Annotated in this window: 24 protein-coding genes; 12 read left to right on the forward strand and 12 right to left on the reverse strand. The window is 66.6% G+C overall.

Annotated elements, in window-relative coordinates; all coding sequences use genetic code 11:
• The 3 genes from BLA15945_RS21455 to BLA15945_RS21465 form a co-directional block, all read left to right on the forward strand.
• Window positions 1-963: ABC transporter permease subunit (locus BLA15945_RS21455; RefSeq protein ID WP_233464267.1), on the forward strand; the 963-nt coding region annotated here is incomplete at its 5' end.
• Window positions 960-1,799, forward strand: coding sequence for an ABC transporter permease subunit (locus BLA15945_RS21460; protein WP_059232999.1), 840 nt, complete (start codon window positions 960-962; stop codon window positions 1,797-1,799). The genes BLA15945_RS21455 and BLA15945_RS21460, both read left to right, overlap by 4 nt.
• Before the next feature lie 131 nt (window positions 1,800-1,930).
• Window positions 1,931-2,365 (forward strand): GNAT family N-acetyltransferase, encoded by a 435-nt coding sequence (locus BLA15945_RS21465; RefSeq protein ID WP_174993306.1) that lies wholly within the window; start codon window positions 1,931-1,933, stop codon window positions 2,363-2,365.
• Between the two features lie 310 nt (window positions 2,366-2,675).
• Here BLA15945_RS21465 and BLA15945_RS21470 read toward each other — a convergent pair whose 3' ends face one another.
• Together BLA15945_RS21470 and BLA15945_RS21475 are read right to left on the reverse strand one after the other, a co-directional pair.
• Window positions 2,676-3,959, reverse strand: a complete 1,284-nt coding sequence (locus BLA15945_RS21470; protein ID WP_059237802.1) for a cystathionine gamma-synthase family protein — start codon at window positions 3,957-3,959, stop codon at window positions 2,676-2,678.
• Window positions 3,960-4,098: 139 nt separating this feature from the next.
• Window positions 4,099-4,995 (reverse strand): LysR family transcriptional regulator, encoded by an 897-nt coding sequence (locus BLA15945_RS21475; protein WP_059237801.1) that lies wholly within the window; start codon window positions 4,993-4,995, stop codon window positions 4,099-4,101.
• 138 nt (window positions 4,996-5,133) lie between these two features.
• Between BLA15945_RS21475 and tam the strand changes: the two genes are divergently transcribed.
• Window positions 5,134-5,919: a trans-aconitate 2-methyltransferase gene (gene tam / locus BLA15945_RS21480; RefSeq protein ID WP_174993307.1), complete on the forward strand. Its 786-nt coding sequence runs from the start codon at window positions 5,134-5,136 to the stop codon at window positions 5,917-5,919.
• 33 nt (window positions 5,920-5,952) lie between these two features.
• Here the strand turns inward: tam and BLA15945_RS21485 are convergent, their stop codons facing one another.
• A complete protein-coding gene (locus tag BLA15945_RS21485; RefSeq protein WP_174993308.1) occupies window positions 5,953-6,543 on the reverse strand; it encodes a GNAT family N-acetyltransferase in 591 nt (196 codons plus the stop codon).
• Window positions 6,544-6,628: 85 nt separating this feature from the next.
• Here BLA15945_RS21485 and BLA15945_RS21490 point away from each other — a divergent pair, with 85 nt between their 5' ends.
• From BLA15945_RS21490 to BLA15945_RS21500, 3 genes are all read left to right on the forward strand, one after another.
• Window positions 6,629-6,841: a hypothetical protein gene (locus BLA15945_RS21490; protein ID WP_174993304.1), complete on the forward strand. Its 213-nt coding sequence runs from the start codon at window positions 6,629-6,631 to the stop codon at window positions 6,839-6,841.
• Window positions 6,842-7,303: 462 nt separating this feature from the next.
• Window positions 7,304-8,467 (forward strand): porin, encoded by a 1,164-nt coding sequence (locus BLA15945_RS21495; RefSeq protein WP_059240835.1) that lies wholly within the window; start codon window positions 7,304-7,306, stop codon window positions 8,465-8,467.
• A gap of 160 nt (window positions 8,468-8,627) precedes the next feature.
• Window positions 8,628-9,287, forward strand: coding sequence for a M24 family metallopeptidase (locus BLA15945_RS21500; protein ID WP_059237798.1), 660 nt, complete (start codon window positions 8,628-8,630; stop codon window positions 9,285-9,287).
• 75 nt (window positions 9,288-9,362) lie between these two features.
• On the opposite strand, the gene BLA15945_RS21505 is transcribed toward BLA15945_RS21500, so the two are convergent.
• The 4 genes from BLA15945_RS21505 to BLA15945_RS21520 all read right to left on the reverse strand — a co-directional run bounded on the left by BLA15945_RS21505 (window position 9,363) and on the right by BLA15945_RS21520 (window position 13,803).
• Window positions 9,363-11,810, reverse strand: coding sequence for a phosphocholine-specific phospholipase C (locus BLA15945_RS21505; protein ID WP_174993309.1), 2,448 nt, complete (start codon window positions 11,808-11,810; stop codon window positions 9,363-9,365).
• A gap of 38 nt (window positions 11,811-11,848) precedes the next feature.
• Window positions 11,849-11,986, reverse strand: a complete 138-nt coding sequence (locus tag BLA15945_RS37710) for a hypothetical protein (RefSeq protein ID WP_233464268.1) — start codon at window positions 11,984-11,986, stop codon at window positions 11,849-11,851.
• Between the two features lie 168 nt (window positions 11,987-12,154).
• Window positions 12,155-12,835 (reverse strand): HAD family hydrolase, encoded by a 681-nt coding sequence (locus BLA15945_RS21515; protein WP_174993311.1) that lies wholly within the window; start codon window positions 12,833-12,835, stop codon window positions 12,155-12,157.
• 23 nt (window positions 12,836-12,858) lie between these two features.
• On the reverse strand, window positions 12,859-13,803 hold the full coding sequence (locus BLA15945_RS21520) for a choline ABC transporter substrate-binding protein (RefSeq protein ID WP_059237794.1): 945 nt from the start codon (window positions 13,801-13,803) through the stop codon (window positions 12,859-12,861).
• Window positions 13,804-14,064: 261 nt separating this feature from the next.
• On the opposite strand from BLA15945_RS21520, the gene BLA15945_RS21525 reads away from it, so the two are divergent.
• The 4 genes from BLA15945_RS21525 to BLA15945_RS21540 all read left to right on the forward strand — a co-directional run bounded on the left by BLA15945_RS21525 (window position 14,065) and on the right by BLA15945_RS21540 (window position 16,633).
• Window positions 14,065-14,745 carry an MgtC/SapB family protein gene (locus BLA15945_RS21525; protein ID WP_059237793.1) on the forward strand — a complete coding sequence of 227 codons (681 nt, stop codon included), beginning with the start codon at window positions 14,065-14,067 and terminating at the stop codon, window positions 14,743-14,745.
• Between the two features lie 44 nt (window positions 14,746-14,789).
• Window positions 14,790-15,557 (forward strand): DeoR/GlpR family DNA-binding transcription regulator, encoded by a 768-nt coding sequence (locus BLA15945_RS21530; RefSeq protein WP_059237792.1) that lies wholly within the window; start codon window positions 14,790-14,792, stop codon window positions 15,555-15,557.
• A 140-nt stretch (window positions 15,558-15,697) separates the two neighbouring features.
• Window positions 15,698-16,189, forward strand: a complete 492-nt coding sequence (locus tag BLA15945_RS21535) for a molybdopterin-dependent oxidoreductase (RefSeq protein WP_059237791.1) — start codon at window positions 15,698-15,700, stop codon at window positions 16,187-16,189.
• Between the two features lie 120 nt (window positions 16,190-16,309).
• On the forward strand, window positions 16,310-16,633 hold the full coding sequence (locus tag BLA15945_RS21540; protein WP_047901809.1) for a winged helix-turn-helix domain-containing protein: 324 nt from the start codon (window positions 16,310-16,312) through the stop codon (window positions 16,631-16,633).
• Window positions 16,634-16,662: 29 nt separating this feature from the next.
• Here BLA15945_RS21540 and BLA15945_RS21545 read toward each other — a convergent pair whose 3' ends face one another.
• From BLA15945_RS21545 to motA, 4 genes are all read right to left on the reverse strand, one after another.
• Window positions 16,663-18,009: a DUF2325 domain-containing protein gene (locus tag BLA15945_RS21545; RefSeq protein ID WP_059237790.1), complete on the reverse strand. Its 1,347-nt coding sequence runs from the start codon at window positions 18,007-18,009 to the stop codon at window positions 16,663-16,665.
• A gap of 120 nt (window positions 18,010-18,129) precedes the next feature.
• Window positions 18,130-18,669: a hypothetical protein gene (locus BLA15945_RS21550; RefSeq protein ID WP_174993312.1), complete on the reverse strand. Its 540-nt coding sequence runs from the start codon at window positions 18,667-18,669 to the stop codon at window positions 18,130-18,132.
• A gap of 119 nt (window positions 18,670-18,788) precedes the next feature.
• Window positions 18,789-19,760, reverse strand: a complete 972-nt coding sequence (gene motB / locus BLA15945_RS21555) for a flagellar motor protein MotB (protein WP_059237788.1) — start codon at window positions 19,758-19,760, stop codon at window positions 18,789-18,791.
• A gap of 27 nt (window positions 19,761-19,787) precedes the next feature.
• Window positions 19,788-20,657 (reverse strand): flagellar motor stator protein MotA, encoded by an 870-nt coding sequence (gene motA / locus BLA15945_RS21560; protein WP_174993313.1) that lies wholly within the window; start codon window positions 20,655-20,657, stop codon window positions 19,788-19,790.
• A 482-nt stretch (window positions 20,658-21,139) separates the two neighbouring features.
• Between motA and BLA15945_RS21565 the strand changes: the two genes are divergently transcribed.
• The gene (locus tag BLA15945_RS21565) at window positions 21,140-22,066 is read left to right on the forward strand and encodes a patatin-like phospholipase family protein (RefSeq protein ID WP_264168513.1); all 927 of its coding nucleotides are present in this window, start codon (window positions 21,140-21,142) and stop codon (window positions 22,064-22,066) included.
• Between the two features lie 147 nt (window positions 22,067-22,213).
• Here BLA15945_RS21565 and BLA15945_RS21570 read toward each other — a convergent pair whose 3' ends face one another.
• The gene (locus tag BLA15945_RS21570) at window positions 22,214-23,695 is read right to left on the reverse strand and encodes an aldehyde dehydrogenase family protein (RefSeq protein WP_174993314.1); all 1,482 of its coding nucleotides are present in this window, start codon (window positions 23,693-23,695) and stop codon (window positions 22,214-22,216) included.
• Window position 23,696: the final 1 nt, after the last annotated feature.

The raw sequence follows: 23,696 nt of genomic DNA on the forward strand, positions 1-23,696 counted from the left end.
TCCGCGCCGGTGTCGTCCGGCGCCGCGAGTACGGGCGCCGGCCGCGCCCGCCCGGGCCGCTTCGCCGCGCTGTCGCGCTTCCTGCCGTCGGGCCGCAGCGTCGCGATCGGCGTGCCGTTCCTGTGGCTTGCCGTGTTCTTCGCGCTGCCGTTCGTGCTGGTGCTGAAGATCAGCTTCGCCGACCAGGTGATGGGCATTCCGCCGTACACGTCGCTCGTCGAGATCAAGGACGGCGTCGTGCACTTCGCGCTGCAGCTGTCGCACTACGCGTTCCTGCTGCAGGACGACCTGTACATCGCGACCTACCTCAGCTCGCTGAAGATGGCCGCCGTGTCGACGGTGCTGTGCCTGCTGATCGGTTACCCGATGGCGTACTACATCGCGCGCTCGGAACCGAACCGCCGCAACGTGCTGATGATGGCCGTGATGCTGCCGTTCTGGACGTCGTTCCTGATTCGCGTGTACGCATGGATCGGCATCCTGAAGGACGACGGCCTGCTGAACCACACGCTGATCGCGCTCGGCATCATCCACACGCCGCTGCGGCTGTACCACAGCGATGCGGGCGTCTACATCGGGATGGTCTATTCGTACCTGCCGTTCATGGTGATGCCGCTGTACGCGCACCTGGTGAAGATGGACCTGACGCTGCTCGAAGCCGCGTACGACCTGGGCGCGAAGCCGTGGGTCGCGTTCACGCGGATCACGCTGCCGCTGTCGAAGAACGGGATCATCGCCGGCAGCCTGCTGGTGTTCATCCCGGCGGTGGGCGAGTACGTGATTCCGGAGCTGCTCGGCGGCGCCGACACGCTGATGATCGGCCGGGTGATGTGGGATGAATTCTTCAACAACATGGACTGGCCGATGGCGTCCGCGGTGACGGTCGCGATGGTGCTGCTGTTGCTGGTGCCGATGGCGCTGTTCCAGTACTACCAGGTCAAGGAACTGGAGGAAGCGAAATGATCAAGCCGAGCAAACCGCTGTCGACGGGCGTTCTCGCCTTCGGCTTCCTGTTCCTGTACATCCCGATCATCAGCCTGATCGTGTACTCGTTCAACGAGTCGAAGCTGGTGACGGTGTGGTCGGGCTTCTCGCTGAAGTGGTACGCGGCGCTGCTGGAGGACGACGAGCTGCTGACGGCCGCGTGGCTGTCGCTGAAGATCGGCCTGCTGACGGCGACCGCGTCGGTCGTGATCGGCACGTGGGCGGGCTTCGTGCTCGCGCGCTTCGGCCGCTTCAAGGGCTTCACGCTGTACACGGGGATGATCAACGCGCCGCTGGTGATTCCGGAAGTGATCCAGGGCATCTCGCTGCTGCTGCTGTTCGTGGCGCTGGAGCAGATGTTCGGCTGGCCGAAGGGTCGCGGGATGGTGACGATCTGGATCGGTCACGTGATGCTGTGCGTGTCGTACGTGGCGATCATCGTGCAGTCGCGCGTGAAGGAGATGAACAAGTCGCTGGAGGAGGCCGCGCTGGATCTGGGTGCGACGCCGCTGAAGGTGTTCTTCGTGGTGACGCTGCCGCTGATCTCGCAGGCGCTGCTGTCGGGGTGGCTGCTGTCGTTCACGCTGTCGATCGACGATCTGGTGCTGTCGGCGTTCCTGTCGGGGCCGGGGTCGACGACGTTGCCGCTGGTGGTGTTCTCGCGCGTGCGGCTGGGGCTGAACCCGGAGATGAACGCGCTGGCGACGCTGTTCATCACGGCCGTGACGATCGGCGTGATCGTCGTGAACCGGATGATGATCGCGCGCGAGCGGCGCCGCATGGCCGACCTGAAGGCGGCGTTCGCGGCGGCGTGAGCGTGTGGCGGGGCGCGATGTCGCACGGCAATGGCGCGGTCGCCACGTCGCGTGGCGACGCGCTATAGTCGTGCGATGCCCGCCGCGGTTGCTGCATGCCCGGCGGCCCCTTTCACGCACGCATTCGCCCGATGACCGCCCATCCCGACGTCACCCTCCGACTGACCGACACCGAGCAGCCGGCCGCCCGAGACTTCATCAGCCGCCGGCTCGGCGAATTCAACCATGCGATGACGGGGCGCTCGGACGCGGCCGCGCTCGACGTTTACGTAACCGATTCCGCGACCGGCGAGGTTCTGGGCGGCCTCACCGGCCGCACATCGCTCGGCCTGTTCTTCATCGACCTGTTCTATTTGCCCGAATCGCTGCGCGGCGGCGGCTTCGGCAGCCGGCTGCTGCGCGAGGCCGAAGCGGAAGCGAAGCGGCGCGGTTGTGCGCGCGCGGTGCTGTACACGATCTCGTTCCAGGCGCCGGACTTCTACCGGAAGCAGGGTTACGAGACGTTCGGCGAAGTGCCGTGCGAGCCGGAAGGGACATCGCGCGTATTCATGGTGAAGGTACTGTGAATCGCTGCCACCGGCTCGCTTCTCGCGGCCGGATTTTCGCGGCGATCGCCTTCCGGACCTAGCCGGGAAGACGGACCGGATCGACGAACCGGCCCCGGAAGATGCGCGATCGTCGTCGTCGCGAACAACGCGTCTTGACGATCCGTGACCCGGTATCGATGCCGCGTGGTGCTCATGGTGCGATGCCTTGTGCCAACGCGACGCTGCCGCTCGAACGCCGGCATGCCGGCGCAGCAGGCGTTGCAGATTGCGTGCCGCACCGACCGGCGCGCCTTCCGTGCGAACCGCTATCGAGCACCGGCCGCCTGCGTCAGCAATGCTCCAGCGCGTACGACAGGTCGGCGATCAGGTCATCCGGATGTTCGAGCCCGACCGACACGCGAATCAACCCTTCCGATACGCCCGCCGCGGCACGCGCATCGGCCGGCACGCCCGAATGCGTCGTCGACGCCGGATGGCAGATCAGCGATTCCGTACCGCCGAGACTGACCGCCGACTTGAAGAGCGTCAGGTGGTTGATGAACCGGAACGCCTGCTCGCGGCCGCCGTCGAGGATGAAGGCGAACGTCGAGCCGGGCCCGCTGCACTGGCGCTGATAGACGGCCTGGTAGGCCAGATCGTCGATCAGCTCGGGGTGCAGCACGCGCACCGGCCGATGCGGATTGCCGGCGAGCCAGCGGGCGACGGCGCTGCCGCTGCGTGCGGCCTGCTGCATGCGCAGCACGAGCGTTTCCATCGAGCGCGTGATCATCCACGACGAATGCGGGTCGAGCTGCGAGCCGAGCGTACTGCGGACCGAACGGATTTTCGTGATCAGGTCGCGGGCGCCCGTGACGCCGCCGGCGACGAGGTCGCTATGCCCGCCGATGTATTTCGTCAGCGAGTACACGCTCAGGTCGATGCCTTGCCGCGATGGTTTCTGGTACAGCGGCCCGAGCAGCGTGTTGTCGCAGACCGACAGCGGGCGATAGCCGTGGCGCGCCTCGAACGCGTCGATTTCGCGGCGCAGCCCTTCGAGATCGAACAGCGCGTTGGTCGGGTTGGCGGGCGTCTCGATGTAGCACATCCGCACGTTGCCCTTTTGCGCGGCCGCTTCGAGCGCGGCGCGGATCGCGCTGGTGGACAGCCCGTCGGCGATCGCTTCGGAGCGAATGCCCCACTCGGGCAGGAACTTCGAGATCAATGTCTCGGTACCGCCGTACAGCGGCACGGACTGGACGACACAGTCGCCCGGCCGCAGGAACGTCAGCAGGATCGCGGCGATTGCGGACATGCCGCTCGACGTGACGACGGCGGCTTCGGAATCGTCGAGCAGCGCGAGGCGGTCCTCGACGATCTCCAGGTTCGGGTGATTGAAGCGGCTGTAGACGAGGCCCGCGCCTTCGCCTTCCGGTGACGGCTTGCGCCCGGCCACGACGTCGAAGAACTCGGCGCCATCCTCGGCCGTGCGGAACGCGAACGTGGACGTGAGGAACACGGGCGGCTTCACCGATCCTTCCGACAGGAACGGATCGTAGCCGTAGGACATCATCTGGGTTTCGGGATGGAGTTCCCGGTCTGCAATCTTGCGCTTGTGGTAGTTGCGATAGGCCATGCAGTGCTCCTTGCAGAGGGGTGAGGAACGGCCGTTGCAGCGGCGGCATCACGCGTGCGCCACCGGGTAGGCGCCGTTCGTGGCGGCCGCATGTGCCGATACTAACCCTAAGGCGCTGCTTCGTGACGCGCTACTGACACTATGGACAGGGTGTCGCGCGCGCGACGATCATGTCGTAAAGCGCGCACGCCGCGGGCGACAGTTGCGCGTTCTTGCGCGTGACGAGCACGAGCGTGCGCGACACCGACGGCTCGACGAGCTCGATCGTGCGGATCATCGGATACGCATTCTTCTGGATCGCGAGCCTCGGCACGACGGCCGCGCCGAGCCCTTCCGCGACGAGCCCGAGCGCCGTCGAGCTGCGCTGCACCTCGTAGAACGAATGCAACGACACGCCGCTCGTCTTCAGCGCGCCTTCGAGCAGCCCGCGATTGCCGCTCACTTCGCCGGCGAAGATCAGCGGATGCGGCTGCAATGCCGCCCAGCGGATGCGCCGCCGCTTCGCGAGCGGATGATCGTCGCGGCACACGAGCACATAGGGATCGTGCGTGAGCGGCACGCTGACGAGTTCGGGGTGCTGGTCGCCGGCGATGCTGATGCCGAATTCGGCCTCGCGCCGCAGCACGGCCTGCAGCACCGACGCCGACGCGTGATCGAGGATCTTCACGCGATCGTGCGGACGGTGCCCGGAGAACGCGCGCAGGATGCGCGGCAGATACTGCACGCCGACCGTCGGCACGCATGCAATCGTGACGTCGCCGCGCTGGCTCAGGCCCGTCTCGCGGATTTCGGTCAGCGCGTCGGACAGCTCGTTCAGCAGCCGGCGCGCCTGCGGCAGGAAACGCCGGCCGATCTCGGTCAGCGTGGTGCGGCGCGTCGTGCGCTCGACCAGTGCGACGCCGAGATACGATTCGAGCTTGCGCAGCCGCTGCGTGATCGCCGTTTGCGTGACGTGCAGCGTATCGGCTGCCTGCCGGAAGCTGCCGCCGTCGGCGATTGCGACGAAGGCCTGAACACCGAGCGTATCGATCTTCATCAGAATTTTGAATCAATCACGATATTAAATTCATTTTACTGAAGGTTGGCGGCAGTCGCAGAATGCGCTGCATCGGCGGCCCCCGGTATCCCGCACCCGGATGCGCCGCAGCCGCTCATGCCGACCAGGAGAAATAGCGTGACGACCCCACTCGATCAATACGCGAACCAGTATGTACAGTTCGAAGACGAACGCACGCGGCCGGTGCGCGATTTGCTGGCCGCCGTGCCGAAGACGCCGATCCATACCGCGATCGATATCGGTTGCGGGCCCGGCAATTCGACGGAAGCGCTGATTGCCCGTGCGCCCGACGCGACGATCCACGGGATCGATGCGTCGGCGGACATGATCGCGGCCGCACGCAAGCGTCTGCCCGCATTGCGTTTCGATATCGCCGACGTGGCCACGTGGGACGATCCGGGCGGCTATGACCTGATCCTGTCGAACGCGGTGCTGCAATGGGTGCCCGCGCACGACACGCTGTTCCCGGCGCTCGTCGGCCGGCTTGCGCCGGGCGGCCATCTGGCGGTGCAGATGCCCGACAACCTCGACGAACCGGCGCACCGGCTGATGCGCGAGGTCGCCGCGGCCGGGCCGTGGGCCGACCGGCTGAAAGGTGCGGCGCGTACCGAGCGGTTCGATGCGCGGTACTACTACGCGCTGCTGTCGCCGCTGTGTTCGCGCGTGGACGTGTGGCGCACGACCTATTACCACGCGCTGCGCGGTGGCGCCGATGCGATTGTCGAATGGTTCAAGGGCAGCGCGTTGCGGCCGTATCTCGCGGCGCTCGACGACGCCGGACAGCGCGCATTCCTCGCGCGCTATCGCGACGCGCTCGCCGGGCCGGGCGGTTATCCGGTGCAGGACGACGGCACCGTGCTGCTGCCGTTTCCGCGCCTGTTCATCGTGGCGACGCGGAAGTAACGCGGCAACGACGTGACGGGTGGCGGCGGTGCGTCAACGCACCGGCGGCACCGATGCCGGATCGACCGTGCGGCTCCGTGCGGTCTGCCCGTCGCGCAGGTCCTTGTACCAGAAGAGGGCGACTTCCCCGGCATTCTCGCCATCGGCATACAGGAAGCGGTCGTGGCCGCCGAGCGCGAAGCCGGCACGCGCATACGTCGAGCAGGCCGCGACGTTGTTCGCCTGCGTTTCCAGCCGGATGAAGCCGAACCCGTGATTGCGCGCCCAGGCTTCCGCTGCCGCCAGCAGGAATTGTCCGATACCGAGGCGTCGATGATCCCGGTCGACGGCCAGCTCCGCGATCTCGGCCATCCCGTTCCAGCTCTCCTCGATCGCGACGAACCCGGCGAGCCGCTCGCCGGCCGTCGCGCGAAAGAGCGCCGTTTTGCCCGACGCCTCGTCCGCCCAGCCGGCCGGATCGAAGCCGTAGTCCTTGCGTCGCACCGGCAGCGCGCGAAGATCGAGCAAGTCCTGATACGGCGCGTTCAATTCCCATGCGATGTCGAACGAGAAATCGCATCCGTCCAGTTCGTCTGCGGCAAGCGCGAGCGCCGGTTCGATGCTGATGTGTTCGGCTCGGTCCATATGTCGGTGTCCTGTCTTCGCGGGAGGGTGTGGTTCTGTCCGTGACGCGATCGCCGGCGCCGTGAGGTATGCCGGATCGCATCGATTGTCTTTCTTCGTGTTCTGCACCTGCACAATTCGCCGCGCGCGAAACCGGCACAGACCGGCGGCGTTTCCGGCGGTCGAAGGCACGCGAGCCGTGAACCCGACGACCGCGCACACGTTTGCGGCATACGTGCGCGGGCTGGGGTGCGCGATCAAACGCCTGATTATGCTGGAATTCGGCGCCGGCCCGGTGCGACGCGACGCGATGCGATGACGGCCGCCGCGCAGCCCGTCGCCGCTTCCGGTTCGCCCGCGGTCGCCTGTGGATGAAAGACGACAGGAACCCGAATAATTGTTTACCGTTTGGTGACAACTCGATATATTCCGAAAAATATATCGAAGGTCGTGATGCCGTCAGGCGTCACGTCGTCCACCCGCTCCACGAAAGCCGGAAGAGATTCTGACCTGCATCGCCGGAGCAACGCGTCGTCACGGCATGCGCAACCGGTGCGCACGCTTCCCGGCGCTGCAACACGAGCGGCCGCCCTGCGGCATGCCGCTTCCGCAAGCCCACACTGGCATCGAATCGGAACATCGTGCGCACGCATGAGGCATGGGCGCGTCCGGCGTTCCGTCGGTGAGCGGGCTTGCGTTCGTCCGTCATACGGTTTTTCGTCAAGACGCCGCGCGTTTCGCTGCGACGCAGGCGCGTGCGTCCACAACAAAAGGAAGCAACATGAAGAAGACCATCGTGGCCGCGGCCGCACTCGGGATGTTCGGCGCGGCCGCGCATGCGCAAAGCAGCGTCACGCTCTACGGGTTGATCGATGCGGGTATCACGTATTCGAACAAGGTCGCGACGACGGGCGGGCACGACAAGCTCGTCAAGTACGGCGACGGCGTGGCATCGGGCAGCCGCTGGGGCATCCGCGGCACCGAGGATCTCGGTGGCGGGCTGAAGGCGCTGTTCGTGCTGGAGAACGGCTTCAGCAGCGGCGACGGCACGATCGGCCAGGGCGGCGCACTGTTCGGCCGGCAGGCGTTCGTCGGCCTGTCGAAGAACGGGATCGGGTCGCTGACGTTCGGCCGCCAGTACTCGTTCTCGACCGACTACATCGGTGCGAACTACACGATGGGCAGCCAGACGCCGGCCGGCAACTACGCGTATCACATCAACGATCTCGACCAGCTCACGTCGAGCCGCATCAACAACGCGGTGAAGTTCCAGAGCGCGAACTTCGCGGGCCTCACGTTCGGCGCGATGTACGGTTTCTCGAACTCGACGCAGTTCGCGGGCACGCCGACCACGACCGGCGCGAACGGCTCGCAGGGTTCGTCGAGCGCGTACAGCTTCGGCGCGAACTACGCGCAAGGGCCGTTCGGCATCGGCGCCGCGTACACGAACATCCGCTTTCCGAACGGCGCGACGCCCGCGTTCGGCGTGAGCATCGCGAACATCAACACGCTCGGGCTGCGCGATCTCGAGACGGTCGGTGTCGGCGCACGCTATGCGATCGCGGCGGCGCTCGTGTGGGCGAACTGGACGCATACGAAGTTCACGCCGCTGTCGGGCGAGTCGTCGAAGCTGAACAATTATGAAATCGGTGGCCGCTATGCGTTCACGCCGGCCCTGAGCGGCGGTCTCGGCTACACGTTCTCGAAGCTCGACGGCCGCTTTGACGGCAAGTGGCACCAGGTCAACGCCGCGGTCGACTACGCGCTGTCGAAGCGCACGGACGTGTACGTGAGCGCGGCCTACCAGAAGGCGTCGGGCAGCAATACGATCAACGGCCGCGCGGTGCCGGTCCAGGCAGAGATCGGCTCGTCGGGGTCGTTCATCGGCAACGCGGGTGCGAACACGCAGTTCGTCACGCGCATCGGCCTGCGTCACAAGTTCTGATCGACGCATCACCCACGGGCGGGCGCTCTCTCGGGAGCGCCCGTATTGCTGTAGCGCGCGACGAAACGCGACACGGCACCGGTTCGAAAATCGATATATTCTCCTGTGCATATCGAGGCGACACTCGATCCGCCCACATTCATTGCCCGGGAGCACGCTCTTGAATTCGACGCAACGCGAAGCCGTCGGCGAAGCCTTTTCGCTCGACGCGATGCAGCATGCAAGAACCATGACATGGCAGGCCGTCGACGCGATCGCCAAGGGCGTCCGGCCCGGCATGCGCGAATCGGAGGCCAACGCGCTGGGGCTGAGCGTGCTGAAGGAACTCGGCATGGACCGGATCTGGCATCCGGTCCTCGTCCGCTTCGGCGAAAACACGTTGCGCACGTTCAAGGAGCGCTCGGTGGCGGACCCCGTCCTTGCCGCGGACGACATCTTCTTCATCGACCTCGGCGCCGTCTGGGCGAAGCACGAGGGCGATGCGGGCGCGACGTTCGTGTGTGGCGACGATCCGGACATGCATGCCTGTGCGCGTGCGGCAGGCGTGATCTACGGTGAAGTCGAGCATCACTGGCGAACCACCGGCTGCGCGGGCATCGCGCTGTACGAGTTCGCGGCGCAACGCGCCGACGCGCACGGCTTCCGGTTGAACGTCGACATCAAGGGCCATCGCGTCAGCGATTTCCCGCACGCGATCTACAAGGCTGGCAACCTCGGCGATTTCGACGCCGCGCCGGCCGCCGGGCTGTGGATCCTCGAAATCCAGATCGCCCACCCGACGCGTGCGTTCGGCGCATTCTACGAAGACCTGCTCGTCTAGGCGCGGCGCCCGGCCGGCGCGCGTCACGGGTGCGCATCGGCCGGGTCCGGAAACGACGACGGAGCCGCCGCGACCTCAGATGCTGATCGCGATCGGGCCTGCAAGCGGCGTGTAGCCGTCGTCGAACAGCAGCCACGCATCGTACTGGCCCGATGCAAGCGTGCTGTTCGCGGTCGACGAGAACAGCAGCGAGCCGGTGCTCTTGGGCAGGTACGCCCACGACTTGTAGCCGCCCTTGGCCGGCTGCGCGCCGCGCGGATAGATGCCGACCCAGTTCTTCGGGCTGTGGCGCCACGGCGGCACGACGTAGTCGAACCGCAGCGTCCCGTACGACGACCCTTGCGACGCCAGCGCGGGGACGAACTTCCCGCTCGTGTTACCGATTGCCGAATCCGTCAGCAACGTGCCCGATTGCGTCTGGACACAGCCGGCGATACGGCGCAGGAAGTTCGGGTCGTTCGCGTCGCGGATGCTCGCGTCGTACCAGCCGGCGTCGCCGTACCACGTGACGGCCTGCGTCGCGCCGGCCGGCACACTGACCGATTGCGCGCTGTTCATCCCGTACGCGTTGTCGACGAGCTGGAACGTCGTCGCGCTCGAGCCGGCCGAGTTGTCGAGCGTGATCTGCACGTTGCCGTTCTGCACGTCGTAGCAGAGGCTGACTTCGGCGGTCGAACCCGCGTTTCCCGAGGCGCCGATGTTGCCGCGCAGCGTCTGCAGGAACCCGTTCGGTCCGTAGATCGAATAGTCGTAACCGCCCCCCGAATTCAGCGCGAGCGAATCCGTGAGACACGTCCCCGTGCCGGCACCGATCGTGTACTGCCGCGGTGTCGTGCTCGTGCCGTCGACCCAGGCCTGCAGATGCACGCCGGCTGCGCCGGTGTTGGTCATCGTCAACCCGAGCGTCTTGCCGGACCGGTTGACCCGGCCCTGGACGAAGAACTCGTACGGCAGCCGGCACGCCGTGTTGCGGCCAGCCGTTTGCGCGGGGACCGCCGTGGTGGTCGCCGCGGGAATCGGGACCGTCGAGCCGTTCGGATTCATGTTGCTGGCCGCTGCCGGAATCGCCGGAATCGTCTGGTCGGGATTCGCGAAGTCGAACGCCGACGTCAGGTCGCCGCAGACTGCGCGACGCCACGGGGTGATGTTGGTCTCCTGCAGCCCGAAGCGCGCCTCCAGAAAGCGGATCACCGACGTGTGATCGAAGACCTGCGAGTTGACCTTGCCCCCCTTCGACCACGGCGAAATCACGAACATCGGCACGCGCGGGCCGAGCCCGATCGGCACGTCGCCGCTTGCCGAGCCGTCCGATGCGGCACCGCTGCCGGCGACGAATTCGGCGGCCGTCGAGATCGTCGACCGGCCGGTGCCGGCGGCGGCACTCGCCGGAACGGCCGGCGGCATATGGTCGAACAGGCCGTCGTTTTCGTCGTACATCACGAGCAGCACCGTGCTGGCCCATACCGCCGGATTCGACGTCAGCGCATTGAGCACGTTGCTCACATACCATTCGCCGCCGCTCGCGGCCCACGACGGATGCTCGCAATACGCATAAGGCGCGGCGATCCACGACACCTGCGGCAGCGTGCCGTTCGCGACGTCGGCCCGCAGCTGGCTGAACAGATTCGTGTCGTATTCGGTGCCGCCGCCGGTCGGGTCGACCTGCGTGCCGTTGAGCGCCGGTGCGAGCGGATCATTGGCGCCGAGATTCTGGTACTGCTTGAAGTTCAGGATGACGTTGTCGCCGTAGTTGCCGTTCCACCAGAGATCGCTGCTGGAGCCGTTGGATTCGCCATAGCCATGCCCGGCGTCCAGCCCGTTGCCCTTGTCCTGGTAAAACTTCCACGTGACGCCGGCCGTGTTCAGGCGTTCCGGCATCGTGGTCCAGCCGGTGCCGGTCATCGTGTTGGTCGTATACGGCGAATAGCCGGCGACGTTGCCGCAGCAGCCGGTCCACAGATACAGGCGGTTCGGGTCCGTCGGGCCGAGCATCGAGCAGTGGTAGTCGTCGCACACGGTGAATGCGCTCGCCAGCGCGTAGTAGAACGGGATGTCGTTCTGCGTGAAGTAGTACATCGTGCCGCTGGTCTTCGCCGCGACCCAGTTGTCGTAGCGGCCGTTGTTCCACGCGCTGTGCGTGCCGCTCCAGGTGTGATCCAGGTCGTTGTAGTACGTGTCGCCGTTCGCGACGCCGGAAACGGGCGGCGACGGGTTGAACGGAAACACGTAGGACAGCGCCGACGGCTGGCGCCAGACCGGATAGCCGCTGGAGATCACGACCGGCCGGGGATCGCCGAAGCCGCGTGCGCCGCGCAGCGTGCCGAGATAATGGTCGAACGACCGGTTCTCCTGCATCAGGATGACGACGTGCTGCACATCCTGGAGGGTGCCGGTGACGGTCGCCGCCGGGATCGACTGTGCGCGCAGGATGCTTTCGGGAAGCATGCCGGTGACGGCGGTGGCGCCTGCGAGCTTCAGCGCATCGGTGAGGAACTGACGTCGTGTCGTGGGTTTGTTTTGCATGATCGCTTTTCCTGGGTGGCGGGTTGGGCTTGTGCCGGTCAGTGACACTCGCTGGCGCAGTGAATGACCGGCGCGGATGCCGGCCCCGATGCCGGCGCGCGCGCGGCGGCGACGGTGCCCGCGGCGCCCGGGTCGCCGTCGCCGCAAGCGGCCAGCGTGCACAGGAGCGCGATCATGAAAACGCCGCGCCAGGGCGGCATATGGCTTGCCGCACGGCGAGGCGGGACGACATGCTTCCGATTCGATTCGAATCGGATTCCTGATTGATCGGGGTGAATACTGCGTGCTCCGTCTTTCATTTCTCCTCCAGACATGAAAATGGACAGCAGAGAGTAGCGCCCGAATCAGAACAACTTCATGACAGGCCAGCCGCGTTTGCCGGCCACCTGAGAGAGCCTCGAGTCGGGATTGGTCGCGACCGGATGCGTGACGTAGTCGAGCAGCGGCACGTCGTTGATCGAATCGCTGTAGAAGTAGGTTCGTTCGAAATCGGAGGGTATGTAACCCAGCGATCTCAGCCATGCAGCCGTGCGCACGATCTTGCCTTCTCGGAAGCTCGGCACGCCGACACTGCGCCCGGTGAACTGCCCGGCCGGCGTGCCGTCGTCGGTATCGAGCTCGATGCCGAGCAGATGCTCGATCCCGAACTCGGCCGCGATCGGCCGCGTGACGAACACGTTGGTCGCCGTCACGATGCAGCACAGGTCGCCGCTCTCGCGATGCCGGTCGACCAGCGCGCGTGCTTCCGCCGTAATCGCCGGCCGGATCACCTCGTGCATGAACTGCGCATGCCAGCGTTCGAGTTGCTCGCGCGAGTAGCGCGTGAGCGGCGCGAGCGTCACGGCGAGATACGCGTCCATGTCGAGCGTGCCGGCCGCATAGTGGCCGTAGTGCTCGTCGATCAGCGCCGTATGCGCGTCGTCCTCCTGCCAGCCGACCCGCGTGATGAAGCGGCTCCAGGCCTGGTCGCTGTCGAGTGGCAGCAGCGTGTGATCGAGATCGAACAGCGCGAGATTCTTGTGCATGGGTTATTCCTTGTATTGCGGATTTACGCACCGATGAGCTTTTCGATCGCGTCCTTCGCGTTCTTCCCGTCGATGGTCGTGACGCCGTCGAGCCACTTCGACAGCACGCCGGGGTTCTTCTTCACCCACTCCTTCGCGACCGCGACTGGATCTGCATGATTCATGATCGGCACCATCAGCTGGTTCTCTTCGTTGGTCGTGAATTTCAGGTTGGTCAGCAGGTGGCCGACGTTCGGGCAGCGTTCGAGATAGCCGGGCGTGACGAGCGTGTAGACCTTTGCCGAGCCGTAATTCGGGCCGAACACGGTGTCGCCGCCGTCGAGATACGCGATCTTGAAGTTGATGTTCATCGGATGCGGCTCCCAGGCCAGGAACACGATCATCCGGTGTTCCTGCACCGCGCGCGTGACCTGCACGAGCATCCCGGCTTCGCTCGATTCGACCAGCTTGAAGCCGCCGAGCCCGAATTCGTTCTTGTCGATCATTCGCTGGACCAGCGCATTGCCGTTGTTGCCGGCGCCGATCCCGTAGATCTTGCCGTCGAGCTGGTCGCGGAATCGGGCGATGTCGGCAAAGCTCTTGAGGCCCTGGTCGGCCGCGTATTGCGGCACGGCCAGCGTGTAGCGCGCGCCGACCAGGTTCGGCTGCGGCAACTGGTGAACGGCGCCGGCATCGACGAACGGCTTCACCGTCGGCGTCATGCTCGGATCCCAGTAGCCGAGGAATGCATCGATCTGGGCCTTCTTCACGCCGGCCAGCACGATCGGCGGCGACGCGATCGTCTTGGTCGCCTCGTAGCCGAGACCGTCCAGCAGCATCATCGCGACGCCGGTGGTCGCCGCGATGTCGCTCCAGCCGACATCGCCGAGCGTCACCTTCTTGCAGACGTCGCTTTCCGACGCGTGAACGGGGGCTGTTGCCAATGCCGCCAGCAGGGTTGCAGCGAGCATCCATACCTTCTTGATCATGTTGGTCTCCTAAGCAAGTGTTTCGGATCGTGTTGCCTGATTGGTCTGACGATTGATCGTGTGGATCAGATGAAACAAACGAACTTGGGTCTGGCTTTGTCGTTTTGCGTACCGTATATTAGAACGCACAAAATCGCAAGATCGCACAAAAATACAACTCGCCGCTCGCCGGATGCGACGGCGGCGGGATGAAGTCCGGACAAGCCGGGGCGGCCGGGACGGGCGCCTCATCAAGCAGATCGACAGAAAGAGGAGACCTCGATGATCAGTCAAATGGAAATCATTTCCCGCCTGTTGCTGGCGGCCTTGCTCGGCAGCATCGTCGGCATCGAGCGCGAGCGGTTGTCGTGGGCGGCCGGGTTGCGCACGCACATGCTGGTCGCCGTGGGCGCCGCGCTCGTGATGATCGTGTCGGCGTTCGGCTTCGCGGATATCCAGGATGCGAAGAACGTGTCGCTGGACCCGTCGCGCGTCGCTGCGCAGGTCGTGTCGGGCATCGGCTTTCTCGGCGCAGGGTCGATCATGCTGCGCGGCGAGATCATCCGCGGGCTGACGACGGCGGCGAGCCTGTGGGTGGTCGCGGCGGTCGGGCTGGCCGTGGGCGGTGGGATGTACGTGGCCTCGATCGCCGCGACGGCGATCGTGCTGGCGATCCTGGCCGGGCTGAAGCCGATCGAGAAGCGCTTTTTCGTCGCGCGGCAGCGCTGGGGCGTGCGCATCCTCGCGAGTCGCGGCGCCGTGAAACTGACGTCGTTGCAGGCGATGCCGGGCATCGACCAGGCGCGGATCGTCCAGTTCATCATCGAGCAGGACGACGCGGCGCCCGACGACGACCGCATCCACGTGGTGTTTTCGAAGATGACGAGCAGCGAGTTCCAGGTGGTCCGTCAATCCCTGCAGACCCTCGTCGGCATCAAAAAGATGGAGGAAAGCGCTGGGTAGACGGTCGTTCGAATAAGATTGACAGACATTTCCGAGGATATTTCATGTGGCAAGAAGAGCGATACCAGAGGATCCGGCTTCTGTTATCGAAGATGCAGCGCGTTTCCACCGACCGGATCATGGCCGATCTGAACGTCTCGCGGGAAACCGTGCGCCGCGACCTCGTCGACCTCGAGGCGCTCGGTGAACTGAAGCGCGTGCATGGCGGCGCGGTGCAGGTGGGCGACGAAGCGCCGATCGCCGAGCGCGCGCAGACGCACGTGAAGGCGAAGCTGTCGATCGCGCGCGCGGCGGCACGGCTCGTCACGGGCTCGCAGACGCTGTTCATCGACGCGGGGACCACCACCACGCTGCTGGCCGAGGAACTGGCGAAGCTGTCGGGCCTCACGATCATCACGAATTCGATCGACGTCGCGCTGAAGATGCGGTCGAGCGACCCGGAGCAAGGGAAGAACGAAACGATCCTGCTCGGCGGGATGATCGGCAGCCGCGCGGCCGCAACGGTCGGTGACGGCACGGTTGCCGAAATCTTCCGCTACCGCGCCGATCTCGCGCTGCTGTCGCCGGTCGGCGTCGACCATGTTCGCGGTGCGACGAACTACGACCGGATGGAAACCGAGGTGGCGCGCGCAATGGTCAGCAACGCGGCGGAGGTCGCGATCCTGGCCGATTTCAGCAAGCTCGGCACGAACAGCCGGATCGGCTTCTGCGAGCCGGCACGGATCGGCACGCTGGTGACCGACCAGAAGGCGGAGTCGGTCGACAGCTACAAGAGCATCAGGAAGGCGATCCGGAACATCGTGCTTTCATAGCGCCTGCAGGCGCGGGGCACGACCGGCTGCCGTATACCGCTCATGCGGCGCGCATTCTGCCAGCCGGCCTTTTCGCGGCGTAATATATCCGCCGATACAACGCAGGCCCGCCACCCGGCGGGCCGTCACGGAGGCGGGCGATGGAGATGGCAGGGACGGCGGCGCCTTCGGCGCATCAGGCGGCGGCAGGTTCGATTGCGCTGACGGGCGCATTCGTGCGGCCGATGACGGTGACGCTCGACGATCTGCGCCGGCACGCGAGCGCGATGGCCGAGCCGTTCGACCTGCGCTGCTTCACGACGAACCGCTTCATCCGCTCGGTCGCGCCGTATCGCGGCGCGCGGCTGAAGGACCTGCTCGACGCGGCCGGGCTGCGCAACGACGAGCCCGGCGACTTCAAGCGAATGGTATTCATCGCGCATGCGCACGACGGCTATGCGGTCACGTTCTCGTGGCACGAGCTGTTCAATACACCTGTCGGCGAACACGTGATCGTTGCGTTCGAATGCGGCGATGCGCCGCTGTCGATCGAGGACGGTGCGCCGCTGCTGTTCTCGGGCGCCGACCTGCTGCCCGCGCCGCGCCACGTGAAGCGGCTGGCCGGCATCGTCGCGCGCGTGCTCGAGATCTGATCGCGACGCGCGCGCTGCCGGCGTTCGCGGCGGCGGCCATCGTGTATGCTTGCCCGCATCGATCTAACGGCGGACAAGATGAAGACTTCGGCACACCCCAAGCCTGAGGTGCGGTTCAGGATGCGTATCCAGCAGGCCGATACGATCGCGCTCGGCCCGGGCAAGGTCGCGCTGCTCGAAGCGGTGCGCGAGCACGGCTCGATTTCGGCGGCGGCGCGCAGTCTGAAGATGTCGTACCGGCGTGCGTGGCTGCTGATGGACGAGCTGAACCGCTCGCTGAAATCGCCGGCGACGGTGTCCGAGCATGGCGGGCAGAGCGGAGGCGGCAGCGTGCTGACGCCGGTTGGCGAAGAGATCATCCGCCTCTATCGCGGGATCGAGGAACGCGCGTATGCGGCCTGCGCGGACGAGATCGCCGCGCTCACGAAAATGGTGCGCCGCTGAAAGACGCATCGCACCGAGGCTGGCGCCGGCTACCCGTGTCGCAGGCAGAAGCGTGACGTGTCGCCCGCGGGGGTATCCGTCGCGATGACGTCGCGCGCCTGGGCATCGAGCCGCCCGATCAGTTCGACGAAGCTCGCGACGCTGGCGGTCCGCAGCGGGTAGTACGCGATGTGGTGACGCTCGCAGATGCGCTTGAGCAGGTTCATCGAATCGTGGTCGATGCAGTCGACCGGGAACACGACCATCTGCGCGCCCGGCAGCGCCGCGGCCAGCAGGCCTTTGCGATCCTCGATGCCGCCGTCGTGCAGCGTCACTTCGCCGCCCGCCGTTTCGACGATCCGCCGGATCGCCCGGTTCGAGCCGGGCCGCCCGCCCACGTAGACGAGGCGCCTGCCCTGAAGCATCGACAGCGAATCCGTTGCCGGGTCGACCGGATCGCCGCTTGACGCCTGCACCGCCTGTTCGATCGCGCTCGCTTCGGCGCGCAGCGTCTTCACCATCGCCATCAGGTCGTCGAGCCGCGCGCGCATCGCGCGGGCGCTCGCCTGTTCCGCGGCGATCCGCTGCTCGGCCGCCTCGCGGCGGCTCGTGTGCAGCGCGAGCCGCTCGTCTCGTGCGGCCAGCGCTTCGCGCAGCTCATGCACTTCGTCGCGCAACACGCTTTCGGCGGCCAGCGGCTGCGCATGCTGGCGTGCGTGGAGCGCATCCCGCTCCTGCAGCGCCGCGTCGCGCTGCGTGCTCATTTCGTGCAGGCGCGCCTGCTGCCGCTCGATCTTCGCGTGCAGTTCCGCATTCTCTTCCTCCAGCGCGACCAGCCGCCGGATATCGGCGCGATTGGCCGCGCCGACCAGGTGCGACAGCATGTGCAGGTCGCCGAACGCGGCCTGACGCACGCCCATCGTCGTGCGCGGATGCGTCATCAGCGCCCAGTAGGCGGGCGGAACGTCGCCGCTCTTGAGCGCTTCCTTCCAGCGCGCGAGGAGTTCGTCCGCGTCCTTCGCGGCGTCGAACGCACGGATTGCACCCGCATAGCGTTCGTCGAGCGCCTTGTGCAACGCCTTGGCGCCGGCCGTGCCGCCGATCGCGAGCTCGACGGCCGCGTGGTGGATCTCCAGATCGGTCGCGTGCTGGCGATCGAGATCGGCGAACTTCGGTACGAGCTTGCGCAGTTCGTGCGTGGTCAGGCAGGTGCCGATGATCGAGCAATGCAGGTTGGCATCGAGTTCGGACAGGCGCGCGCGGCGCTTCAGCTCGACCTGTTGCGAGCGGGACGGCGCGCAGCAGGCGTCGATCCGCACGCCGGCGGCTGCGCGGGGCGTGCCGCCCGGCGACGAGAGATCCGCCGTGCGGGCCAGGCGAAAGGGCGGAGCGTGCATGTTGACCTCTATCCGGCAGGTTCGGACCGGAGACGGATGCGCGAAAGATTCGCGAAATATACCACGGAATATAACGAGGGAAATGCCGGGGAAACCACCGGGCCACGCGGGGGAGCGCGGTCAGCAGAGCGCGGTCGAACGGCCGGTGTGCGGCAGGGCGGCCGGTGCCGCGGGTGAAACGGGGAGCGATGCCTGCGCATGGCGCGCCATCACGGATTCGACGCACAGCCCGACGAACAGCACGTCGACGCGCTCCAGCGCGGCAACCGCATCGCGCATCGCGGCCGGATCGTTGCTGAAGGAGTCGGAAAACACGTCGTCGCGCGTGCGTTCGAGGCGGCGCGCGTGGCCGATCGCACGTTCGAGATCGGGCAGCCGCGTGAAGCGCGCGGTACGGGCTTCGTGTTCGAGCGTTGCCAGCAGTTCGCGAAAGCTCATGGCCGACAGCCTGTCGTCCGGCATGGCGCCGGCGGGCGCGGCCCGGAACATCCGGATGAAACGCGCGACGCTGCCGCGCAGGCGCCGGAACGCATCGACGACATCGGTGACCTGCTGCGCGCGCGCATCGCTCGACAACGGCTTGAGTGCGCTGATCCTGCGCGCAATCGGCTGTTCCCGGGCGGTGTGCGGCGGGAGGCGATCCGTCGACGGGCGGGCCATGGTGTTTCTCCGGGTAGGCAGGTATCGATATATTCTACGGAATATATCGAGTGCGCAAAAAAACGGCGACACCGTGTCGCGAGACGCGGTGTCGCCAACGGCCCGAACGGCCGCGCCCGTCAGTCGATGGCAACCGGATGCCGTCGCGTGACCGCCACCGGCAGGGCGGCGGGCCGGATGCCGGGCGTCTCGTCGACGGTCGTCCGTCCGCCGTCGCGAAAGAACGCCTGTTCGGCGGCATTGTTCATCACGAGGATGCTGATGCGGCGATTGGTCGGCTCGTCGGCGACGTTCCTGTCGAGCGGCAGCACATCCGCGAGCCCGCGCACCTGAAGCAGCTTTTCTTCCCGCAACCCGCCGACGACCAGCGCGCGTCGCGCGGCGTTCGCCCGATCGCTGGAGAGCTCCCAGTTCGAATAGCCGGTCGGGCCATCGGGATAGGGCGTCGAGTCGGTATGCCCCGCGATCGACACGCGGTTTTCGACATCGTCGAGCGCCGAGCCGATCTGCGTGAGGATCGCGGTGGCATAGCTTTCCGGTTGCGCGCTGCCCGTCGCGAACATCGGACGCTTGAGCGAATCGACGATCTCGATGCGCAAGCCTTCGTTGGTGATCGCGATCCGGATCTGGTCCTGGTACGCGCGCAACGCCGGACTGCGGGCAATTGCCGCGGTCAGCTTCGCCTTCAGGCGCTCGAGTTTTTGCGTATCCGCGGTGCTGGCGAGCGCCGCGGGCGAGTCGGCGGGCGATGGCGGCGTCCTTTTGCCGATCGCCGGCGCCGGGTCCGACAGGTCGCGGCCGCCGCCCTGCACGACGCTCGGGCGCGGGGCGTCCGCGTCCTTCCCGCCGGACAGGAGCGTCGACAACGGCGTGTTGAAGTAGTCCTCGATCCCCTGCTTGTCGTACTTGGAGACCGAGCCAAGCAGCCACATCAGCAGGAAGAACGCCATCATCGCCGTGACGAAATCGGCGTACGCGATTTTCCAGGCGCCGCCGTGGTGGGCGTCATGGTCGCCGCCTTTCTTGCGACGCACGACGACGAGCGATGGCGATGCGGACTGCTTCGACGAACTGGAGCGGCGGTCGGTCATGGCGTGTTCCGTTTCCTTGCGTATCCGTTACGCCGCCTTGGGCGACTTGGTCGCGCGGACGGCATCGTCGAGTTCCTTGAAGCTCGGGCGATCGGCGGTGAACAGCACCTTGCGGCCGAACTCCACCGCCACCGCCGGCGCGTAGCCGCTCATCGACGCGAGCAGCACGGCCTTCACGCACTGGAACGGCTTGGCCGCGGCGCGGCCCTTCGCGTTGAGCAGATCCGCGAGCGGGCCGACGAAACCATACGCGAGCAGGATGCCGAGGAACGTGCCGACGAGCGCGCCGGCGATCATCTTGCCGAGCACGGCGGGCGGCGCGCCGACCGAGCCCATCGTGTGCACGACGCCCATCACCGCGGCGACGATGCCGAACGCCGGCAGGCCGTCCGCCATCTTCTGGATCGCATTGGCCGCGACCGACGCTTCCGCGTGATGCGTATGCAGTTCTTCGTCCATCAGGTCCTGCATCTCCAGCACGTTCACGTTGCCGCTCGACATCATCCGCAGGTAATCGACGATGAAGTCGAGCAGGTGATGGTCTTCGAGCACATGCGAATACTTCTGGAACAGCGGGCTTTGCTCGGGCGCATCGACGTCGGCCTCGAGCGCCATCATGCCGTCCTTGCGCGCCTTCTGCAGCAGCTCGTACAGCAGTGCGATCAGTTCGACGTACTGCTGCTTCGTGTAGCCGCCGCCCTTGAAGCAGGTCGGCAGGGTCTCGATGGTTTTCTTCAGCGTCGTGACCGGATTGCTGACGACGAACGCGCCCAGCGCGGCGCCGAAAATGCATAGCAGCTCGAACGGTTGCAGCAAGGCCGGCAAATGGCCGCCGACACCGACGAAACTGCCGATCACCGACCCGATCACGACGATCCATCCGATGGCTACAAACATGATTACCTCGTCCGCGACTTGCGCTGATGCACGTGTTGTCGAAAAGCGAGCGGGATGTCCGGCCATCTCGCTCGATGCCCGCGACGGCGCCGGATCGTTGCGTGTCGAATGCGATCCGGGCGGTCGTCCCGATGCGTCGCAGCGCGATGCCAGTCGGCGGGTGTTGATGCAATAACGGCGATCGTCCGGACGACTGAACCCGTGATTCCACGTATCCCGCGCGATTCGCGCCCGGCACACGTTTGCGGGCGCCGAGGTGCGCGATTTTCTTGATCGAGGTCAAAAAGTGCGCAGCGATCGCGCGAACGGCCGTATCGATGCGACCCTGAAACAGGGCGGCAAATGACGTATCCCTTCCCGGGAGAAGGTTCATCGCGGGATTCAGGGGAGCGCGGCGTGCGACGCGCATCGTCGGCCGAGCGGCGCGGTCCGCGTGCCGGCAGGGTTTTCATCAGGACATCCGGGGCGCCGCACGATCCATCATGGAGCAGGCACTGTCGCAGCCAACCGCAGGAGAGCGCACCGTGACTTCCGATCCCACTCCCTCGACCGCCTTCGTGTTTGCCGGCGGCGGCAGTCTTGGCGCGATCGAGGTCGGCATGCTCCGCGAGCTGGTCGCGAGCGGCGAACGGCCCGATTGCGTCGTCGGCGCGTCGGCGGGGGCGATCAATGCCGCGTATTTCGCCGGCCGGCCGGACGCGGACGGCGTCGCGATGCTCGCCGCGCTGTGGTGCCGAATCCGCCGCCAGGACGTCATGCCGTTCTCGATGCGCAGCGTCGTCGCGATGCTGCTGCGCAACCGGCCGCATCTGGTCGAGGCCGACGCGCTGCGCCTGTTGCTGGAAAGGAACCTGCCATACCGGCGGATCGAGCAGGCCGCGTTGCCGCTTCACATCGTCGCGACCGACGTGCTGAACGGCCGCGAAGTCGTGCTGTCCGCCGGCTCGGTCGTGGATGCCGTGCAGGCCAGCGCGGCGATTCCCGGCGTGTTTCCGTCGGTCTGCATCGACGGCGTGGAACTCGTCGACGGCGGCGTCGCGAACAACACGCCGATCTCCGTTGCAATCGCGCTTGGCGTCAAGCGGATCGTCGTGCTGCCGGCCGGGTTCGCCTGTGCGTTGCGCGTCCCGCCGCGCAGCGCGATCGCGCATGCGACGCACGCGCTGACGCTCGTGATCGCGCGGCAACTGGTGCGCGATCTGGAGCTGTACGCGGCACGCGCGCACATCCATGTCGTGCCGCCGCTCTGTCCGCTCGACGTGTCGTCATACGATTACTCGAAGTGTGCGCAACTGATCGACGCGGCCGCGGAACGTACGCGCGCGTGGATCGACGCGGGCGGGCTTGCGCAGTGTGCGATTCCCGGCCAGTTGCGCGAGCACGATCATGCCGCGGCGCAGTCGCATTAGCGGTTGCTCTCGCACCGTACCGACGCATGACGGACGCATGCCGATCGCCGGACTGCCGGGCCGCTCCGCAGAAATCTTCGGAGAATAAAAAAAGCGGCGCCGTGCCACCCGCCACGGCGCCGCCAACGGCCTGAACGGCCGCACTGGTCAGTCGATTGCGCGCATGGCGTGGCGCAGTTCCTGATAGCTGCGCAGCCCGGTGACGCCGAGTTCGCGGCCGATCCCGCTGAGCCCGAAGCCGCCCCAGCACACGTGCGGGTAGATCAGCTGCGGCGCATTGATCCACACGAGCCCTGCGCGCACGCGCTGCTGGAATTGCCTGGCGATGTCGGCATCGCGCGTGACGACGGTTGCGACGAGCCCGTAGCGTGTGTCGTTCGCGAGCGCGATCGCTTCGTCGTCGGTACGGAACGACTTCACGCACGCGACGGGGCCGAACACTTCGTCGGTCCACAGCGGGTTGTCGGCGGCCGGTTCGGCGATCACGACGGGCGCCATGAAGAAGCCTTCGCCGCCGGCATCCGTCACGCGGCCGCGGAACGCGACGCGTGCGCCCGCATCGATGCCGTGCTGGAGCATCGCCTCGACGCGCGCTCGCTGCGCGGCCGAGATCAGCGGCCCCATCGCGACCTGTTCGGCGGCCGGCGGCGCGACGACGAGCGCACGTACGGCCGTCTCGAACGCGGCCATGAAGCTGCGGTAGAGGCTGTCGTGCACGAGGATGCGCGCGGTGGCCGAGCACATCTGGCCCGCGTTCGTGAACGCACCCGCGACCGCGAGCGATACCGCGACGTCGAGATCGGCGTCCTCGCGCACGATCAGCGACGACTTGCCGCCGAGTTCGAGCGTCACGCGCTTCATGTCGACGGCAGCGGCCTGCATCACCTTGCGGCCGGCCGCCGTGCTGCCGGTAAACGAGATCTTGTCGATCAGCGGATGCACGGTCAGCGCCGCGCCGATCTCGGCGCCGCCGTTCACGACGTTGACGACGCCGGCCGGCACGCCGGCTTCGACGATGATGTCGAGCAGCGCATGCTCGGCCGGCGACGTGAGTTCGGACGGCTTCAGCACGACCGCGCAGCCGGCCGCGAGTGCCGGCGCGAGCTTCCACGCGGTCGTGACCATCGGGAAGTTCCACGGCATGACCAGTGCGGCGACGCCGACCGCATCGTAAAAGCGTTCGGCCGTGACGGCGTCGCTCGGCAGCGTGACGGGTTCGGCCGCGAACAGCGCCGGGTCTTCGCACAGCTTCGCGTAGTACGCGAACGTCGCGACGACATCACCGACATCGGCTTCGGCTTCGAACGGCGGCTTGCCGCTCACCTGCATCTGCAAGGCGGCCAGGCGGTCGCGCGCGGCTTCGACGCGCTCGGCGATCGTCGCGAGCAGGCGCCCGCGCCCGGCGGGCGGCGTGTCGCGCCAGCCCGCGAACGCGTCGCGCGCGGCGCGAACCGCGGCGTCGACGTGCGCGGGCGTCGCGAATTCCTGCCAGCCGATCGTGTCGCCGGTCGACGCATTGAAGATCGGCGCGCCGGCCGTGTCGGAGTGCGTGCGCACCGGCTGGCCGGCGATGCGCGCGGCGGGCAGTACGAAGGTGGTCGTGGCGCGGGAAAGCTCGGCGGTGGACATG

It is taken from the genome of Burkholderia arboris (assembly GCF_902499125.1).
Lineage (GTDB): Bacteria > Pseudomonadota > Gammaproteobacteria > Burkholderiales > Burkholderiaceae > Burkholderia > Burkholderia arboris.

Coding starts and splice junctions, on each gene's coding strand:
- BLA15945_RS21495 (WP_059240835.1), top strand. CDS start 7,304: ATGAAGAAGACCATCGTGGCCGCGGCCGCACTCGGGATGTTCGGCGCG.
- BLA15945_RS21515 (WP_174993311.1), bottom strand. CDS start 12,835: ATGCACAAGAATCTCGCGCTGTTCGATCTCGATCACACGCTGCTGCCA.
- BLA15945_RS21565 (WP_264168513.1), top strand. CDS start 21,140: ATGGAGCAGGCACTGTCGCAGCCAACCGCAGGAGAGCGCACCGTGACT.
- BLA15945_RS21530 (WP_059237792.1), top strand. CDS start 14,790: ATGTGGCAAGAAGAGCGATACCAGAGGATCCGGCTTCTGTTATCGAAG.
- BLA15945_RS21525 (WP_059237793.1), top strand. CDS start 14,065: ATGATCAGTCAAATGGAAATCATTTCCCGCCTGTTGCTGGCGGCCTTG.
- BLA15945_RS37710 (WP_233464268.1), bottom strand. CDS start 11,986: ATGATCGCGCTCCTGTGCACGCTGGCCGCTTGCGGCGACGGCGACCCG.
- BLA15945_RS21465 (WP_174993306.1), top strand. CDS start 1,931: ATGACCGCCCATCCCGACGTCACCCTCCGACTGACCGACACCGAGCAG.
- BLA15945_RS21505 (WP_174993309.1), bottom strand. CDS start 11,810: ATGCAAAACAAACCCACGACACGACGTCAGTTCCTCACCGATGCGCTG.
- motB (WP_059237788.1), bottom strand. CDS start 19,760: ATGACCGACCGCCGCTCCAGTTCGTCGAAGCAGTCCGCATCGCCATCG.
- BLA15945_RS21485 (WP_174993308.1), bottom strand. CDS start 6,543: ATGGACCGAGCCGAACACATCAGCATCGAACCGGCGCTCGCGCTTGCC.
- BLA15945_RS21545 (WP_059237790.1), bottom strand. CDS start 18,009: ATGCACGCTCCGCCCTTTCGCCTGGCCCGCACGGCGGATCTCTCGTCG.
- motA (WP_174993313.1), bottom strand. CDS start 20,657: ATGTTTGTAGCCATCGGATGGATCGTCGTGATCGGGTCGGTGATCGGC.
- BLA15945_RS21540 (WP_047901809.1), top strand. CDS start 16,310: ATGCGTATCCAGCAGGCCGATACGATCGCGCTCGGCCCGGGCAAGGTC.
- BLA15945_RS21535 (WP_059237791.1), top strand. CDS start 15,698: ATGGAGATGGCAGGGACGGCGGCGCCTTCGGCGCATCAGGCGGCGGCA.
- BLA15945_RS21550 (WP_174993312.1), bottom strand. CDS start 18,669: ATGGCCCGCCCGTCGACGGATCGCCTCCCGCCGCACACCGCCCGGGAA.
- BLA15945_RS21475 (WP_059237801.1), bottom strand. CDS start 4,995: ATGAAGATCGATACGCTCGGTGTTCAGGCCTTCGTCGCAATCGCCGAC.
- BLA15945_RS21460 (WP_059232999.1), top strand. CDS start 960: ATGATCAAGCCGAGCAAACCGCTGTCGACGGGCGTTCTCGCCTTCGGC.
- BLA15945_RS21470 (WP_059237802.1), bottom strand. CDS start 3,959: ATGGCCTATCGCAACTACCACAAGCGCAAGATTGCAGACCGGGAACTC.
- BLA15945_RS21570 (WP_174993314.1), bottom strand. CDS start 23,695: ATGTCCACCGCCGAGCTTTCCCGCGCCACGACCACCTTCGTACTGCCC.
- BLA15945_RS21520 (WP_059237794.1), bottom strand. CDS start 13,803: ATGATCAAGAAGGTATGGATGCTCGCTGCAACCCTGCTGGCGGCATTG.